Annotated in this window: 12 protein-coding genes; 5 read left to right on the forward strand and 7 right to left on the reverse strand. The window is 61.5% G+C overall.

Annotation, left to right across the window (positions count from 1 at the left end):
• Nucleotides 1–3 precede the first annotated feature (3 nt).
• A complete protein-coding gene (locus ABVN20_RS05885) occupies nt 4–4,821 on the reverse strand; it encodes an NEL-type E3 ubiquitin ligase domain-containing protein (RefSeq protein ID WP_368554591.1) in 4,818 nt (1,605 codons plus the stop codon).
• Between the two features lie 238 nt (nt 4,822–5,059).
• Here ABVN20_RS05885 and ABVN20_RS05890 point away from each other — a divergent pair, with 238 nt between their 5' ends.
• The 4 genes from ABVN20_RS05890 to ABVN20_RS05905 all read left to right on the forward strand — a co-directional run bounded on the left by ABVN20_RS05890 (nt 5,060) and on the right by ABVN20_RS05905 (nt 10,309).
• Nucleotides 5,060–6,832 carry an N-acetylglutaminylglutamine amidotransferase gene (locus tag ABVN20_RS05890; RefSeq protein WP_368554592.1) on the forward strand — a complete coding sequence of 591 codons (1,773 nt, stop codon included), beginning with the start codon at nt 5,060–5,062 and terminating at the stop codon, nt 6,830–6,832.
• Nucleotides 6,833–6,835: 3 nt separating this feature from the next.
• Complete coding sequence (ngg, locus tag ABVN20_RS05895; RefSeq protein ID WP_368554593.1) at nt 6,836–8,581, forward strand: N-acetylglutaminylglutamine synthetase; 1,746 nt, start codon at nt 6,836–6,838, stop codon at nt 8,579–8,581.
• A 119-nt stretch (nt 8,582–8,700) separates the two neighbouring features.
• Nucleotides 8,701–9,891 carry an osmoprotectant NAGGN system M42 family peptidase gene (locus ABVN20_RS05900; RefSeq protein WP_368554594.1) on the forward strand — a complete coding sequence of 397 codons (1,191 nt, stop codon included), beginning with the start codon at nt 8,701–8,703 and terminating at the stop codon, nt 9,889–9,891.
• A gap of 190 nt (nt 9,892–10,081) precedes the next feature.
• Nucleotides 10,082–10,309, forward strand: a complete 228-nt coding sequence (locus ABVN20_RS05905) for a YheU family protein (RefSeq protein WP_003199186.1) — start codon at nt 10,082–10,084, stop codon at nt 10,307–10,309.
• A 4-nt stretch (nt 10,310–10,313) separates the two neighbouring features.
• On the opposite strand, the gene csrA is transcribed toward ABVN20_RS05905, so the two are convergent.
• The 3 genes from csrA to ABVN20_RS05920 all read right to left on the reverse strand — a co-directional run bounded on the left by csrA (nt 10,314) and on the right by ABVN20_RS05920 (nt 11,855).
• Nucleotides 10,314–10,499 carry a carbon storage regulator CsrA gene (csrA, locus tag ABVN20_RS05910; RefSeq protein ID WP_368554595.1) on the reverse strand — a complete coding sequence of 62 codons (186 nt, stop codon included), beginning with the start codon at nt 10,497–10,499 and terminating at the stop codon, nt 10,314–10,316.
• 143 nt (nt 10,500–10,642) lie between these two features.
• On the reverse strand, nt 10,643–10,975 hold the full coding sequence (locus ABVN20_RS05915; protein WP_368554596.1) for a YnfA family protein: 333 nt from the start codon (nt 10,973–10,975) through the stop codon (nt 10,643–10,645).
• Nucleotides 10,976–11,039: 64 nt separating this feature from the next.
• A complete protein-coding gene (locus tag ABVN20_RS05920) occupies nt 11,040–11,855 on the reverse strand; it encodes an SDR family oxidoreductase (protein ID WP_368554597.1) in 816 nt (271 codons plus the stop codon).
• Between the two features lie 278 nt (nt 11,856–12,133).
• Between ABVN20_RS05920 and ABVN20_RS05925 the strand changes: the two genes are divergently transcribed.
• On the forward strand, nt 12,134–12,292 hold the full coding sequence (locus ABVN20_RS05925) for a DUF3309 family protein (RefSeq protein ID WP_174602692.1): 159 nt from the start codon (nt 12,134–12,136) through the stop codon (nt 12,290–12,292).
• 63 nt (nt 12,293–12,355) lie between these two features.
• Here ABVN20_RS05925 and ABVN20_RS05930 read toward each other — a convergent pair whose 3' ends face one another.
• The 3 genes from ABVN20_RS05930 to ABVN20_RS05940 all read right to left on the reverse strand — a co-directional run bounded on the left by ABVN20_RS05930 (nt 12,356) and on the right by ABVN20_RS05940 (nt 15,703).
• Nucleotides 12,356–14,449 (reverse strand): LTA synthase family protein, encoded by a 2,094-nt coding sequence (locus ABVN20_RS05930; RefSeq protein WP_368554598.1) that lies wholly within the window; start codon nt 14,447–14,449, stop codon nt 12,356–12,358.
• Nucleotides 14,450–14,802: 353 nt separating this feature from the next.
• Nucleotides 14,803–15,408: an START domain-containing protein gene (locus tag ABVN20_RS05935; RefSeq protein WP_368554599.1), complete on the reverse strand. Its 606-nt coding sequence runs from the start codon at nt 15,406–15,408 to the stop codon at nt 14,803–14,805.
• Between the two features lie 40 nt (nt 15,409–15,448).
• Entirely contained in the window at nt 15,449–15,703 is a 255-nt protein-coding gene (locus tag ABVN20_RS05940; RefSeq protein WP_368554600.1) for a YkgJ family cysteine cluster protein, read from the reverse strand.
• Between the last annotated feature and the right edge of the window lie 54 nt (nt 15,704–15,757).

A 15,757-nucleotide genomic window follows, 5' to 3' on the forward strand; every position in this document is an offset into this window, starting at 1 on the left:
GCGTCAATCGAGGGCGAAGCAGGTTTTCGCTTCTTCGGCAGTGATGGCCGCCTGTGTCAGGCGTTTCATCAGGTCGCGTTCAGCCTGCTGCATCTCCTCCATGATGCCGTCAGCCTGCGCGCGGTAACCTGCACCCAGCTTGTCCTGGTCGTCGAAGGCGGTTTGCATGCGTGCGTGGAAAGGCTCGACAAGGTCGGCGAACTGCTTGCCATGGTGCTCGCGCATGAAGTCACTCCAGAACCCGCGCCCATCCAGATACTCCTGCAATTGCGATGACAGCTGCCCGTTGATCACCCGAGTGTAGGCCGCGTCCAGATCAGCAGACTTCACCCCGCCCAGCGAGGCGTAACGCATGTGCCGGGGCTGGCCGATCAGATCAAGTCGCTGCGCCAGCCCGGTGCGATAAGCCAGCCCCACCTCGACCGGATCGAGGGTCGGATCAGCCTTGACCTTCTCCCGGGCAATCCCGTCCAGATAATCAAGGCTGAACAGTGCTCGGCCCAGTTTGATCAGGCGCGCAGCTCGATCATGGGCATTGGCGGACTGGTGCACCACCTGGTCGATTTCCACGGCCACTTCAAGGTTACTGAAAATGGTTGCCGCCGAGTCAGCGCAGTTGGACTTCACCGCCATCGCCAGTAACTGGTCGCGCAAGGCCGCATCACGGCCGGTCGCTTCGAACACATTCCATACCCGGCGCATCATGTCTTCACGCACGTAGCGACTGTCAGCGGTGCTGCCGACTTCCGCCAGCAAGCGGAAAAAACCATCGGACGCCGGTTGGTTCTTCAGCGCCAGCCACGTGTGGTTGCGGCGGACAAAGGTGTGCTCGGTGGACCTGGGCATCCACAGGTCCCGGGCCATTTGCTCGTTGATCACCGCCACATCGTTTTCGTGAAACCCCATACCTTCGCCGGTCTTGTCGCGGTAAGCCTTGAGCTTTGCCGAGCTCTCACTGGACAACGGGTTATGGCGCAAATTGATGGTACGGGCCAATCGTCGCGACGTATCGAACAGCCAGTCGGGCAACTTGCGAATTTCGTTGCCGCGCAGGTCCACCATGTCCAGATACGGCAGGCGCTCAAGCCCCAACGGCAATTCGGTGGTATGGGTGTGGCCGAGAAAAAGGCCTTGCAGATCGAGCATCTTGCGCACATCCAGGGTCGCCCCCAACCGATTGCCTGCTAGCGACAGCGTGTGCAGGCCCCGCATGTTTGCCAGTTTGCGCAGCGTATGTTCGGTCAACATCAATTGGTTGTCGTTCAGGCTCAAATGCTGCAGGTCGGGCATCAGCGACAGCGCTTCCGGCAAGCGGGTGATCTTGTTGCCGTCCAGCTCCAGCCGGGTCAGTTTCTTGAACGATTTGAGGAAATACGCCACGTCATCGCTGGCCTCCATGTTTTTGATTTTCAGGGTGCGGACATGGGCGACATCCTGCTCGGCGAGCGCCGGTAACGGGCCCACCGGATTAGATTCCAACGCCAGTGTGGTGTAGGGCTGGTTGGCGGGCCAGCGCGGTGGTGCAACCCGGCGCCAACAGTTTTCCAAGGCATGGGCCACCTGGCGTCGACTGATACGGAGGTCGTTGAGCTTTCCTGGCAGCTTGGCCATTTGCGCGATGTCGTCGCGCCAGGCGTACAGCGTCTTGCGAAATGCCTCCAGTTGCTGCTGGAGTTCGCGCATTCGGCTCATCTGCACCATTGGCGTTTCGCCTGCTTTGTCGAGAAAGGCCGAGGCCTGGGTGTCGGTGTACAACGGATAGATTTTGCGGACTTTACGCACCAGGCTCCGGGGGTGCCGACTCTGCGCAGGTGGCGCTGCCTGCACGCAGGAAAACAGGCGCCTGGCCGTTTTATCGCCCTCGCCTCGCAACAGCCGCGCCGTATGTTGCGAGTCGCCGCTGCCGGCCTTGCCCAGCCGTGATCGAAGCGTCGCGACGTCCACACTATCGTTGCCGGTGAGGCCCATCCGGGAACGCTGGCCGGCCGGCAATGCATCGAGAATGGCTTGGGTCAACGTATCGCTGGCGGCCGTGGAAGACACGTTGCCGTTGCTCTGGGTGACTTGATATCCGCTGGCGGTCTTGACGATGACCCCTCTGGACCGTGCATCCGCTTCACCGACGCTGTTCAGCAGATTGCCGGTCTGCGATCCCTGGCGCACCTCCAGACGAAAGTCATCGTCCCAACCCTGCACACGATCCATCAGCCCCAGGGTCAGTTTTTCGCTGTCGGCATTGGCCAGGTATGGGCGATGTAGCCCAGCAAGTGCGCGGTCCTGGCGGATGGCAGATTGTGCCCCACGCACCTCCCGGGCGAGGTCCGAGCCCAGTATCTTGCGATCGGCGAGGAAATGTCGGTCCCTGCCCGACGCACCGTCCAACACTTCCTGCGCCACGCGGCTCGGCAGGTCGGGGGTATGCTCGCGCAACAAGGCAAGGTCACCACTGGTGATGCCGTCGTAGTCCTCGTACAGTCGACCGAACAGCGGCTGACGATTGTCCTTGAGGTAACTGGCAATCTTTTTTGCGAGCAACTCAGGTTTTGCCTCAGCGCTGGATGTGCCGGTCAGGGCTTCCACTTCTTTGGGGTAAAGTCCCTTGATCACGGTATCCAGTACCTGCCCCGCATCACGCTGCGCCTGGGTCACGTGGACGCAATTGATTTCATCGTTGGTCGGCGCGCTTCTCGGGAAACGCGCGGTGACCACGTCGCGTTCATCCAGGACTTCGATGAAGCGTTTCTCCGGCCAGCCGGGCAGCATGGGCAACACCTGCAACTGCTCCTGTGCATATGGGGTGTTGGTGGTTTCACCTCGTTCCATGGCCGTGATCAGCCCGGTGATCCTACTGTCGATTTTGAAGCGTTCGGCACAGTCGTTCACGCGCTGCGGCAGTTTCAGTCGGCTTTCGTGCAGCTGATGCAGTCGACCGGGCGTCATCCCGGTGATCTCCGCTAACGCTGTCAGATCGCTGCTGTGCTCGGCCAGACGCGGGTTGGTTCGTCCCAGCGCGTACCCGGCCTCGGGCCATTCATGGGCATGTTCGTAGGCATGACGCCAGCCACCATCGAGGGTTTGTTCAAGCGCGGGCTTGAAGGCATTGGTACGGGTGGGATGCTCGATCTGCCAGGCACTGCCGCCTGTATTGCGCGAGACTCGGTAGGTGGCGCCATCCATGACAATCGAATGGGCGTCACCGTCGGCATATACGCCTTGGGAATCGGGGCGCAGGTCTGACGGCAGCGCGGTGGACTGTCGGTAGGGCGTGAGATCGGGCTTCCACAATTTGGCCTTGCCATCGGCCGCATTTACCGCCTCGAAGTTCTCGAACCAGTTCGCCTGTTCCTTTACACCTTTACCTAATACCTTGCCGACAACCTTGCCCCCCGCCGCGAACGCCGCCATCTGCACGACACCTTCGACCACGTTGAGCAGATGCTCCAGCGCTTCGCTGCGCTCGCCTTGCGTCCAGTCTTCCACGCCTTCGTACACTTCGCTGGCCATTTCGACGACTGCCGCGGCCAGCATCACCTCCCCCAATACGGGAACGAATAGCGCCGCCGCGTTGAGCAGCACCATGCCTATACCCAGCAGGGCCTGGAGAATTTTCTCCCGTTGCTGCTCGTCGACCACCCGAGTGGGCACCGCAAGGATTCGCGCGTCTTCCTCGGCCTTGGTGACGAAGTCGCTGTACAGGAAATCCCCTGGGCAGGAGTCGCCGCGCAGGGCGATCAACTTGCCCAACACCTTGTCCTTGTCGAATCGGCTGAAGAAATCCACGGCATCGTGGCCCGCCAGATATTGCCGGGCGAACCGCTTGCGAAAGCTGTCACTCTTCAAGTGAAGCGTCAGGTAAGTCTTCAGATCCTCCAGTGAGGCATATTCATACAACGGCCTGCGCGGGTTGTTGGGCATGTAAACCACACAACGGGCCTTGGGATCGGTGTCGATGAACGCCTTGCTGAACACCAGCACGCCGTGCAGATTGACGTCATGAATCACAAGGCCTTGCCAGAGCACTGGCGCGCCTTCGTATTGCAGGCCTTTGGCCTTGGACGCAGGCAGATCCTGTTCGATGGCCTTGAGCAACATCCTGTAGGCCGTATCGCTGATGTCTTTTTTCAGCACGGCCATGTGCGCGGCCACCTGCATGTCCAGTAACTTCAAGCGACGCACGTCCACCGAACCGGGAATCGGACCGATCGGTGCCGCGCGGGTGGCCGGATCAGGGACCGCCAGTACCTGTTTGATGTGGCGCTGGTAATGCTCGCCCAGGTCCAGTTCGCGACACAGCGCAGCAAATTTGGCGGGACTGATGTCCGGGCCTGACCGATCCTTGCCGGCGATTCGGACGGTGGACTCCGCGAGAAAACCCGCCGGGTCGGCCTCCTCGCTGGTGAAATTGAGCATGGCTGCATGCAGCAGGCTACAGGCGCTGGTGGTGACCTGGCCGTCGTAACCCAGCGGCAACAAGCCGCTGCCGGAAAACTCCTTTTTGACCACCTGCAGCGTGTCTCGCTCGACATCGACATCGAGCTTCCACCGGTTCTTGAGCGTCGTGGTCAGCGCGTGCCTGCAGAACTCATCCAATGGTTTGAGCCTGGCCAGGACCTGCGATGCCCTGGCATGGGTCAGGTACGACTGCTTGAGCGCAGCACTCAGGGCCTGAACCACAGCAAGGTCGGCATTGACCAGCCAGTGCGGAAGGGACTTTTGCAGCACCTGTACCTTGTCCAGGTCACCAGTGTGTTCCACCAGCGCCGCCAGGCGGTGAGCATCGGTAAAGGTCGAGGCGGCAATCGTTTTTGCGTCGGGCAACATAAGCAATGTCCTTATTGCGTGTGTGAGGGCCCAGCCTAAGGCCCCTTGCCACGCTATCCGGCAGCATTAATTACCGCCCTTTTTCCTTGCGAATCCGCCAGCACCGTCGGTTCGGCAACCACTGCTTATTACTTATCGGTCTAAAACTCCTGAATTCCACACAGGTCAGTTTCTGAGTACCCGCCGTTTGCGCGGGTAGCGCTTGACCCTCCCCAACGGAAAAACCGGTAAGGATTTTATGTGTGGATTAGCTGGCGAGTTACGCTTTGATCATCAACCTGCGGACCTTGCAGCCGTTGAACGAATCACCCATCACCTGGCCCCTCGCGGCCCCGACGCGTGGGGCTTTCACAGCCAGGGCCCGATTGCCCTGGGCCATCGTCGCCTGAAAATCATGGACCTGTCGGACGGCTCGGCACAGCCGATGATCGACAACCAACTGGGCCTGTCCCTGGCCTTCAACGGCGCGATCTATAACTTCCCGGAACTACGCGCGGAGCTTGAAAGCCTCGGTTACGCGTTCTACTCCGGCGGCGACACCGAAGTGCTGCTCAAGGGCTACCACGCCTGGGGCGAGGCGCTGCTGCCCAAGCTCAACGGCATGTTCGCCTTCGCCATCTGGGAACGTGATGCCAAGCGCCTGTTCATCGCCCGTGACCGTCTAGGCGTGAAACCGCTGTACCTGTCGCGCACCGGCCAACGCCTGCGCTTTGCCTCGGCGTTACCAGCGCTGCTCAAGGGTGGCGACATCAACCCGATGCTCGACCCGGTGGCGCTCAATCACTACCTGAACTTCCATGCGGTGGTCCCGGCGCCACGCACCTTGCTGGCGGGCGTTGAAAAGCTGCCACCGGCCACCTGGATGCGCGTCGAGGCCGACGGTCGCACCGAGCAGAAAACCTGGTGGACCCTGCCCTACGGCCCACGCGCCGACGAGCTGAACCTGACCCTGGAAGACTGGCGCGACCGCGTGCTCGACAGCACCCGCGAAGCCGTGGCCATCCGCCAGCGAGCGGCGGTGGATGTCGGCGTGCTGCTGTCCGGCGGTGTCGATTCGAGCATGCTGGTGGGGTTGTTGCGCGAAGTCGGCGTGGAGAACCTGTCGACCTTCTCCATCGGTTTCCAGGATGCCGGTGGCGAACGTGGCGACGAATTCCAGTATTCCGACCTGATCGCCGAGCATTTCGGCACCCGCCACCATCAACTGCGCATCGACGAAAAAGAGATCATCGAGCAACTGCCCGCGGCGTTCCGCGCCATGAGCGAACCGATGGTCAGCCATGACTGCATCGCCTTCTACCTGCTGTCCCGTGAAGTGGCCAAGCATTGCAAAGTGGTGCAGAGCGGCCAGGGCGCGGACGAGCTGTTCGCCGGTTATCACTGGTACCCGCAGGTGGACGGTGCGGCCGATCCTTATGCGGCCTATCGCGAAGCATTCTTCGACCGCAGCTACGAGGACTACAGCGCCACCGTGCAGCCGAAATGGCTGACCGCGCATGACGCTGCCGGCGACTTCGTCAAAGAACATTTCGCACAACCGGGCGCCGACGCGGCGGTGGACAAGGCCCTACGCCTGGACAGCACCGTGATGCTGGTGGATGACCCGGTCAAACGTGTCGACAACATGACCATGGCCTGGGGCCTGGAGGCGCGCACGCCGTTCCTCGACTACCGCCTGGTGGAACTGTCGGCGCGGGTGCCGGGCCAGTTCAAGCTGCCCGACGGCGGCAAGCATGTGCTCAAGGAAGCGGCGCGCCTGGTGATTCCCAGCGAAGTCATCGACCGCAAGAAAGGTTACTTCCCGGTGCCGGGGCTCAAGCATTTGCAGGGCAACACCCTGAACTGGGTGCGCGACCTGCTGCTGGACCCGAGCCAGGATCGCGGCCTGTTCAACCCGGCCATGCTCGACCGCCTGCTGACCGACCCGCAAGGCCAGTTGACCCCGTTGCGCGGCTCCAAGCTATGGCAACTGGCGGCCCTGAACCTGTGGCTCAGCGAACAAGGAATCTGACTGATGAAACCTCACGCCACGGCGTACAGCCAACGCCTGTTGCGCGGTCAGGCGCCTTCCTACGAACGCTTGCAGGCCCGCTTGGCCGAGGACGGCAGCGAGCTGGCCGCCAGCCCCATCGCCGTGCATTGCGGCTGGGGCCGGCTGCTGATCGGCCACACCTTCCCGGACCCGGCGAGCCTGGCCCGGGAGCTGCTCAACGAACAGACCGGCGAGCGCGACATCGCCCTGTACGTGGCCGCACCGCAGCAGATCCTCGGGCTGGAACCGGCGCAGTTGTTCCTCGACCCGTCGGACACCCTGCGCCTGTGGTTCAGCGATTATCGCCAGGCCACCCGGGTGTTTCGCGGCTTCCGCATTCGCCGCGCACAAAGCGAGGCGGACTGGCAGGCCATCAACCAGTTGTACCTGGCGCGCGGCATGTTGCCGATCGACGCCACCCTGCTGACTCCGCATCACCTGGGCGGGCCGGTGTACTGGCTGGCGGAGGACGAGGACAGCGGCGCGGTCATCGGCAGCGTCATGGGCCTCAACCACCGCAAGGCCTACAACGATCCGGAGCACGGCAGCAGCCTCTGGTGCCTGGCCGTCGACCCGCACTGTTCACGGCCCGGGGTGGGTGAGGTACTGGTGCGGCATCTGATCGAGCACTTCATGAGCCGGGGCTTGAGTTACCTGGACCTGTCGGTGTTGCACGACAATCGCCTGGCGAAAAATCTCTACGCCAAACTGGGCTTTCGCAACCTTCCGACCTTCGCCATCAAACGCAAGAACGGCATCAACCAGCCGCTGTTCCTCGGTCCCGGACCGGAAGCCGAGTTCAACCCCTACGCCCGGATCATCGTCGACGAGGCCCATCGGCGCGGTATCGAAGTGCAGGTCGATGACGCCGAGGCCGGCCTCTTTACTCTGGTCCATGGCGGTCGGCGCGTGCGCTGTCGCGAATCCCTGAGCGACCTGACCAGCGCCATCAGCATGACCTTGTGCCAGGACAAGAGCCTGACCCACAAAGTGCTGAAGAACGCCGGGCTGAACCTGCCCGCGCAGCAGCTGGCGGGGAACGCCGACGACAACCTGGCGTTTCTCGACGAACACCAGCGCGTGGTGGTCAAGCCGCTGGACGGCGAACAGGGCCAGGGCGTGGCGGTGGACTTGTGCAGCATTGAAGACGTGCAGCAGGCCATCGAATCGGCGCGTCAGTTCGACACCCGCGTGTTGCTCGAAAGCTTCCACGAAGGGCTGGACCTGCGCATCCTGGTGATCGGTTTTGAAGTGGTGGCTGCGGCGATTCGCCGGCCGGCGGAGGTGGTCGGTGATGGCCAGCATAGCATCCGCTCGTTGATCGAAGCCCAGAGCCGACGGCGCCAGGCCGCCACCAGCGGCGAGAGCAAGATCCCGCTGGACCACGAAACCGAACGCACCCTGCAAGCGGCGGGTTACGAGTACAGCAGCATCCTGCCGGCGGGCGAGCATCTGTTCGTCCGGCGTACGGCGAACCTGCACACCGGCGGCATTCTCGAGGACGTCACCGCAATCCTGCACCCGACGCTGATCGACGCCGCCGTGCGCGCAGCCCGGGCGCTGGACATCCCCATGGTCGGCCTCGACCTGATGGTGCCGGCGGCGGATCAGCCGGAGTATGTGTTTATCGAAGCCAATGAACGTGCAGGCCTGGCCAATCACGAACCGCAGCCGGTGGCTGAGCGGTTTGTCGATTTGCTGTTTCCGCATAGTCAGGCGGTGGTCTGAAAAACAGGTGTTGTCTGAGCTGGCGCCATCGCGGCGGTGCGACGATTCGACAAGCCCGCTCCTGTAGGAGCGAGCTTGCTCGCGATAGCGTCAGCCCAGACACCGAATGAGGAGTTTCCATGACCAGCAAAATCCCCGAACCGGATCTCAACTACCTGCAAAAAGTCCTGCTGGAAATGCTCGCCATCCCGAGCCCGACCGGCTTCACCGACACCATCGTGCGCTACGTCGCCGAGCGTCTGGAGGAACTGGGCATCCCTTTTGAAATGACCCGCCGTGGCACCATCCGCGCTACGGTCAAGGGCAAGAAAAACAGCCCCGACCGCGCCGTCTCCGCTCACCTGGACACCATCGGCGCCGCCGTGCGCGCGGTGAAGGACAACGGGCGCCTGACCCTGGCACCGGTGGGTTGCTGGTCGAGCCGCTTTGCCGAAGGCAGCCGCGTCAGCCTGTTCACCGACAACGGCGTGATCCGCGGCAGCGTGTTGCCGCTGATGGCGTCCGGGCATGCGTTCAACACCGCCATCGACGAAATGCCGATCAGCTGGGACCACATCGAACTGCGCCTGGACGCCTACTACGCCACCCGCGCCGATTGTGATTCGCTGGGCATCAGCGTCGGTGATTTCGTCGCCTTCGACCCGCTGCCCGAGTTCACCGAAAGCGGCCACATCAGCGCCCGTCACCTGGATGACAAGGCGGGTGTGGCGGCGTTGCTGGCCGCGCTCAAGGCCATCGTCGACAGCGGCGAAGAACCGATGATCGACTGCCATCCGCTGTTCACCATCACCGAGGAAACCGGCAGCGGCGCGGCGGCGGCACTGCCGTGGGACGTCAGCGAATTCGTCGGCATCGACATCGCGCCGGTCGCAACGGGCCAGCATTCCAGCGAGCACGCGGTCAGCGTGGCGATGCAGGATTCCGGTGGGCCTTACGATTACCATTTGTCCCGCCATTTGCTGCGCCTGGCCAGCGACAACGAGTTGCCGGTGCGCCGCGACCTGTTCCGCTACTACTTCAGCGACGCCCACTCGGCCGTCACCGCCGGCCATGACATCCGCACCGCCCTGCTCGCCTTCGGCTGCGACGCCACCCACGGCTACGAGCGTACGCACATCGACAGCCTGGCGGCCTTGAGCCGTCTGCTGGGTGCCTACATCCTCAGCCCACCGGTGTTCGCCAGCGATGCCCAGCCGGCCAAGGGCTCGCTGGACCGCTTCAGTCATCAGATCGAACATGACACCCAGATGGAAAGCGATACGCGGGTGCCGTCGGTGGATAGCCTGGTGGGGCAGCGGTCGGAGGGTTGATCTGAAATTTTTGGTTGCCTGATCTACCGCCATCGCGAGCAGGCTCGCTCCCACAGGTTTTGTGAACACCACAGATCACTGTGGGAGCGAGCCTGCTCGCGATGGGGGCGGCACATCCACCCCATCACCTGAAGCTAGCCGCCACCGGCCATTCACCGTAGCATCGCACCACTGCCAACCCGAGGTGCCCATGCTGATCCCCCACGACCAACTCGAAGTCGACACCCTGACCCGCCTGATCGAAGATTTCGTGACCCGCGACGGTACCGACAATGGCGACGACACGCCGCTGGAAACCCGCGTGTTGCGGGTGCGCCAGGCGTTGACCAAGGGTCAGGCGCTGATCGTCTTCGACCCGGAAAGCGAGCAGTGCCAATTGATGCTCAAGCACGACGTACCCAAGCACCTGTTCGACTGAGACTTCAAGCCTCCTCGGCTTTCGCCAGTTTGGCCTGGATACGCTGGTGAACCTCGGCGCGGTGTACCGGGATGCTTTTGGGCGCTTCGATGCCGAAGCGCACGTTGTTGCCGTTGACGGCCATAATGCGCACGGAAATGGTGTCACCGATGGAGATCATTTCTCCCACAACGCGGCTGAGTACAAGCATGGCATTCGTCCTCCAGGGGTTATCGAACCCTGAAGATGCCCGCTGCGTGGCGGGCCTTCAATGCAGCGGGAGCAAAACAGTCTCGCCCTACAGCGCCGGACGAATGCCTCTCTAGGAAACATCCGACAAACCCGGACGAAGCGTCAGGACGCGGAAAAACGCGGACCAAACAGGATGACGCTCGCCCCGATCACGCACAGCGCGACGCCGATCCAGTCGGAGCCCAGCGGACGAATCCGCTCGACCACCGCCAGCCAGCCAATCGAAGCGATGATGTAGATGCCACCGTAGGCGGCGTAGGCGCGCCCGGCGTAGGCGGCTTCGACGCGGGTCAGCAGCAGCGCGAAGAGGGTCAGGCTGAGCAGCGCCGGCACCACCCACCAGGCGCTCTTGCCCTGACGCAACCACATCCAGAAGGCAAAGCAGCCGGCGATTTCAAACAGCGCGGCGAGAAAGAACCACAGGTAATTGAGCATGCCAGGTGTCTCGTAAGGTGACCGATGGCGGCCACCCTAACGACGACGCCGTGATGGAGCAAGGTCAACCGTTGGTTTGTCTGGCCTTGGCGCGCATTTTGTCGGCCATGGCAGTCATCTCATCGTAGAGCAGTTGCGGGTTTTTCTGCTTGATGGCCCAGGCCATGCGGCCCTGTTCATGGGGCAGAATCATGAATTCGCCGGCCGCCACTTGCCGGTGGATGTAATCGGCGATGTCCGCGGCCGAGATGGGCGAGCTTTCCAGCAACTTGCCGACCTGGGCTTTCATCGCCGGCGTCGGGCCACGGAACGAGTCCAGCAGGTTGGTCTGGAAGAAGGACGGGCACACCACGTGCACGCCGATTTCCTGCTGCGCCAGTTCCACCAGCAGGCTCTCGGACAACGCTACGACACCGGCCTTGGCCACGTTGTAGTTGCTCATGGCCGGGCCCTGCATCAAGGCGGCCATCGAGGCGATGTTGATGATCTTGCCCTTGCTCTGCTCCAGCAGCGGCAGGAAGGCCTTGCAGCCCTTGACCACACCCATGAGGTTGATCGCGATCTGCCAGTCCCAGTCTTCCAGGGACAATTCGCTGAAGAAGCCGCCGGAGGCGACACCGGCGTTATTGACGATGATGTCGATGCCACCGAACTTCACTTCACAGGCCTGGGCAAAGGCGGTCAGTTGGCTGTAATCGCGTACGTCGCAGCGCTGGATGAAGCCGTCGCCGCCAGCTTCGCGAACGAGTTTCAGGGTTTCCTGCAAGCCGGGTTCGCTGACATCCGACAAGGCCAGTCGCCAGCCTTCACGCGCCCAGCGCAGCGCGATTTCGCGACCCAGGCCCGAGCCCGCGCCAGTGATCATCATGCGATTTTGCATAGCAAACAGCCTTGTTGTTCCCGAGGAAGATGCCTGAGTGTAGCGAAGGACCCCGGCTAACCCACGCTCCATCAGATTGCTGAATGGCCCGAACAAACTGCGGACACGGGCACGACAACTTGCCGGTTAAAACGAAATAAGCGGGCCTTCGAAAAACATTAAAAAAACTTGGAATTTTCTTTCAACCGCGAGAGTCGGATTTTGTAAGCAGCTTGGGTTTATTGCAGTCCAGCTGACTGATTAACGCCAGGTAACTCCAGAATACTTCCCACAAGGAAATAGACATGGGCACAATCTTAATCATTATTCTGATCCTTCTGCTGGTAGGCGGTCTGCCGGTCTTCCCTCACTCCAGAAGTTGGGGTTATGGCCCGTCCGGTATCATTGGCGTGGTGTTGGTGGTGCTGCTGATCCTGCTATTGCTCGGCAAGATATGAAGTAATAACAGGCAAAAAAAAGAGGCCCTTATGTAAGGGCCTCTTTTTTATTGCACCAGAAACTTACTCCGGCACGCCGTGAACCACACCGGCGGTGTTGTCGATCAGGCTCTTGGTCGCCGTCTGGATGAACGACTCGAGTTTCTGCCGCAGGGCCGCCTCGTCGTCCGACGCCGGGATCAACTCACCTTTGGGATTGGTGCCCAGTTCGTAGCGATACAGCTTGGGCGACATTTCCTTGGGCAGTACCAGCACACGGTCTGCGGTGAGCAAGGCAACGGTCTGGTCACTGCCCGACGGCTTGATCACACCGAAGCCCTTGTCGCCTTCCGGCAGGTTCAGCAAGTCACGGCCCCAGCACTGATGGAGCACGTCGCCACCGATACGACCCATGATGGTCGGCACGATGTCGATCTGCGTACCCACGGTGTGGTCAACCTGGCCGAACTTGTCCTGCACGCCCGGCCCGATCAGCAGCATCGGTACGTTGAAGCGGCCCAGGTCCATTTCGGTGATCTGCTGTTCGTTGCCGAAACCATGGTCGCCGACGATCACGAACAGCGTTTCGTTGAAGTACGGTTCCTTGCGTGCCTTCTCGAAGAACTGACCCAGCGCCCAGTCGGAGTAACGCATGGCGGTCAAATGCTCGTTGAGGCTGCCACGGTCGGTCACGCGCTCGACCGGCAACGGCGTCGGCAAGGCATACGGCGTGTGGTTGGACAGGGTTTGCAGCAAGGCATAGAACGGCTTCTTGTCCTTGCCGTCACGGGCCTTCAACTCTTCCAGGCCGCGGTTGAACATGTCCTGGTCGGACACGCCCCAGGTCGGGTCGGAGAACACCGGGTTGACGAAGTCGTTACGCCCGATGAAGTTGGTCATGCCCTGGTTGCTGAAGAAGCCCGACTGGTTGTCCCAGGCAAAATCACCGTTGTAGACATACACGTCGTCGTAGTCACGGGCACTGAGCAGTTGCGGCAGGCCGGACAGCTTGTGGCTGCCTTCCGGGGTCTGCATCAGGTACTCGAAACCGGGCAGGTTCGGGAAGCAGGCCATGGTGGCGAACATACCCTGGTGGGTGTGCGTGCCGTTGGAGAAGAAGCGGTCGAACAACAGGCCTTCTTTGGTCAGCTTGTCGAAGTACGGCGTGATGTTGCCCGGACGACCCAATGCGCCCACCGAGTGACCGGCGAAGCTTTCCATCAGGATGACCACGACGTTCTTGATCGGCAGGGTCTTGTCGGCATTCGGCGAATAGTTACGGCGAACGGCGGCGGTGTCGGCATCGACCAGCTTGTCGTTCGGCGTCAGCAGCATGTCGCGCACGGTTTGCTGGGCCACCGGTTGCTCGATGGTTGCTTTCCAGATGTTGTCGCGATCTTCCGAGAAGCGGCTCTTGGCAGCAGCGATCAGCGACAGCGTGCCGTTGAGGCCCAACTGGTTGGCGAAGTTCGAGTCGGTGGTGTAGACGTCACCCCAGCGCAGCGGCGGGCCCTGTCGCAGGGTGCCGCGAGCCGCGACCACGCAGATCAGCAGGCACACCACGAACACGGCGATACGGGCATACCACGGGGCGACCTGACGCGCACCGATGCTGCCGCCGCTGAACGGGCCGCGCGGACGGGTCGCGCGGTCGGCGCCCTTGAATGCCAGGGTCAGGATCAAGGTGCCCACGGCCCAGGCCAGCAGGTAGCGAACCACCGGGAAACCGTACCAGAGCATGCTCATCACGGTTTTCGGGTCTTCCTTCACATACTGGAACACCAGGCCGTTGAGACGCTGGTGGAACTCACGATAGAAGTCCATTTCCATCAGGCCGAGGAACAACGCGATGCTCGACGCGACGGTCAGCCAGAGGCGGAAGAACCCGCGCGCGGCCATGGCCCGCGCGCTGAACAGGGCCAGCACCAGCGGAATGCTGAGGTACACCACCAGGCGCAGGTCGAAACGCAGGCCGTTGGCGAACGCTTCGACAAAGGTCGACGCCGGGGTGTCGAGGATCATCTCGCTGTTATAGACCAGCAGCGCCAGGCGCAGCAGGCTGAACATGATCATCATGACCAGGGCGCACAGCAGTGTGTAGGCCAGGTGCGATTTGACGGTCGGTTGCAGCAGGCGACTAGAAGCTCGCTGCTGATTCAGGGCGTCCGGGATTGCCATGTCGTTTTAGGACCCTTGGAAGTTGAAGTTGCATGTAGACAGCTGCGCCCTGCCCTCTGTCGGCCAATGATTGGCCCCGGGGTTTGCGCGGTGGGCAGATGTTGCACGATCAGTCGTGGCATTGCCATTGATTACTGACGGCACTGTTGGCGCGGGCGAATTGTCTTGGAGGCTTTGTGAAAATTTCGTTCAACGCATATGTAGAAACAAAATAAAGTGCCACTTTCCTGCTTTCTGTAGGAGCGAGCTTGCTCGCGATCCGGTGTATCAGCTTGCATAATTGCTCCCTGACCCACCGAATCGCGAGCAAGCTCGCTCCTACAGTAAAATGAACGATCTGAATGGGGCGTTTGTTATTTCTCCGCCCTGGCCTTCAGCGCTTTCAAGGTATTGAACGGCGCATCCACCACGAACTTGTTGGCCACCATCGACGGCACGCTGCCGCCTGGCTCGGTGTGCACCTGATAGGTCACCTCGACCTGATCGCCCTTGGGCACGAACTTCCAGAAGCCGTCGACCTTGGCCACGCGCACGAAGCCCTTTTCTTCGGGGATGTACTTGGGCACGCCTTCGAGTTTGCGCGTCAGGCTGCCATCGGCGCCTTCGGTGGTGGTGACGTGCAGCACCGAATCACGCGGGGTCACCGGCCACGGGGTATTGAACTGGGTGTAGGTCCAGCTCTGATCGCCTTCGTGCTTGAGCAATTTTTGCAGTTTGCACTCGTGAATCCAGGTGCAGGCGCCAGCCACGTCATCCTGCAGGGCACGCAACTTGGCCACGGTGGTCTTCATCAGGGTGACGCCCTGATAAGACTTGTAGTCGGAGCCGGGCACTTCGCTCAAGGACACCTTGATGCCGTCCTCGTTCTTGGCCACCTTCCAGTCTTCGGCCTGTGCGGCAGTGGCTGCCAGCACCAGCGTCAACCCACCCAGCACAGCCATTCGATGCAGCGAACCCATAGTCTTATTCCTTATTGTTGAAGTCCCGTTCGTAAACACATCACGCGGCCGTCATTTGCTCCCACCAGCCCAACAGCCTGATCGCCTCTTCACTGCTGCCGCCGCAGACTTCGACATCGGCCTTGAAGCCCGAACACACGGCGGGACGTTCCGGTTGACCGAAAATATTGCACAGGTTTTCGACAGACAGCTGCGCGCAACGTTCTCCGGCGGCTTTGCCATTGGGCATACCAGGAATCGGCGAACTGATGGAAGGGGCAATGCAGCAGGCGCCACAGCCTTCACGGCATTTCATGACGACGGGCTCCTCACGACGGGTGATGTGTTAATGGACCGGCACAGGATAACC

This window comes from Pseudomonas sp. MYb118 (assembly GCF_040947875.1).
Lineage (GTDB): Bacteria > Pseudomonadota > Gammaproteobacteria > Pseudomonadales > Pseudomonadaceae > Aquipseudomonas.

Bases quoted from the DNA above. Each gene is read 5' to 3' on its own strand.
- ABVN20_RS05885 (WP_368554591.1), bottom strand. From the start codon at position 4,821: ATGTTGCCCGACGCAAAAACGATTGCCGCCTCGACCTTTACCGATGCT.
- ABVN20_RS05890 (WP_368554592.1), top strand. From the start codon at position 5,060: ATGTGTGGATTAGCTGGCGAGTTACGCTTTGATCATCAACCTGCGGAC.
- ngg (WP_368554593.1), top strand. From the start codon at position 6,836: ATGAAACCTCACGCCACGGCGTACAGCCAACGCCTGTTGCGCGGTCAG.
- ABVN20_RS05900 (WP_368554594.1), top strand. From the start codon at position 8,701: ATGACCAGCAAAATCCCCGAACCGGATCTCAACTACCTGCAAAAAGTC.
- ABVN20_RS05905 (WP_003199186.1), top strand. From the start codon at position 10,082: ATGCTGATCCCCCACGACCAACTCGAAGTCGACACCCTGACCCGCCTG.
- csrA (WP_368554595.1), bottom strand. From the start codon at position 10,499: ATGCTTGTACTCAGCCGCGTTGTGGGAGAAATGATCTCCATCGGTGAC.
- ABVN20_RS05915 (WP_368554596.1), bottom strand. From the start codon at position 10,975: ATGCTCAATTACCTGTGGTTCTTTCTCGCCGCGCTGTTTGAAATCGCC.
- ABVN20_RS05920 (WP_368554597.1), bottom strand. From the start codon at position 11,855: ATGCAAAATCGCATGATGATCACTGGCGCGGGCTCGGGCCTGGGTCGC.
- ABVN20_RS05930 (WP_368554598.1), bottom strand. From the start codon at position 14,449: ATGGCAATCCCGGACGCCCTGAATCAGCAGCGAGCTTCTAGTCGCCTG.
- ABVN20_RS05935 (WP_368554599.1), bottom strand. From the start codon at position 15,408: ATGGGTTCGCTGCATCGAATGGCTGTGCTGGGTGGGTTGACGCTGGTG.
- ABVN20_RS05940 (WP_368554600.1), bottom strand. From the start codon at position 15,703: ATGAAATGCCGTGAAGGCTGTGGCGCCTGCTGCATTGCCCCTTCCATC.